This window comes from Rhodoferax ferrireducens (genome assembly GCF_003347515.1).
Taxonomy (GTDB): Bacteria; Pseudomonadota; Gammaproteobacteria; order Burkholderiales; family Burkholderiaceae_C; genus Rhodoferax.
Window position 1 is genome coordinate 1 of the sequence record NZ_QEII01000175.1, and the last position, 540, is coordinate 540.

The window sequence follows — 540 nt, forward strand, 5'->3', positions numbered from 1 at the left end:
CAGACACAATGCCATCCCCCACCCCTGACGCCGCTGGCGCCGAACCCATCATCCGCATCGAAGCGCTGGACAAATGGTTCGGCAAGTTCCAGGTGCTGACCGACATCAACCTGAACGTGCGGGCCGGAGAACGCATCGTGGTCTGCGGGCCCTCGGGCTCGGGCAAGTCGACCCTGATCCGCTGCATCAACCGGCTGGAAACGGTGCAAGGCGGGCGCATCGTGGTGGACGGCATCGACCTGACGGCCGGCGGCAAGAACGTGGACTCGGTGCGGCAAGAGGTCGGCATGGTGTTCCAGCAGTTCAACCTGTTTCCGCACCTGACCATTTTGCAAAACTGCACGCTGGCGCCGATGCGCTCGCGCGGCCTGAGCCGGGACGAAGCCGAGACCATCGCCATGAAATACCTCAAACGCGTGCGCATTCCGGAGCAGGCGCACAAATACCCGAGCCAGCTCTCGGGCGGCCAGCAGCAGCGCGTGGCGATTGCGCGCGCCCTGTGCATGACGCCCAAGATCATGCTGTTTGACGAACCCACCT

1 protein-coding gene is annotated in these 540 nt (G+C 64.1%); it reads left to right on the forward strand.

Features of this window, described 5'->3' with window-relative positions:
• Positions 1–8 precede the first annotated feature (8 nt).
• A partial coding sequence (locus C5P05_RS01150; protein ID WP_157979171.1) for an amino acid ABC transporter ATP-binding protein occupies positions 9–540 on the forward strand: 532 nt, incomplete at its 3' end.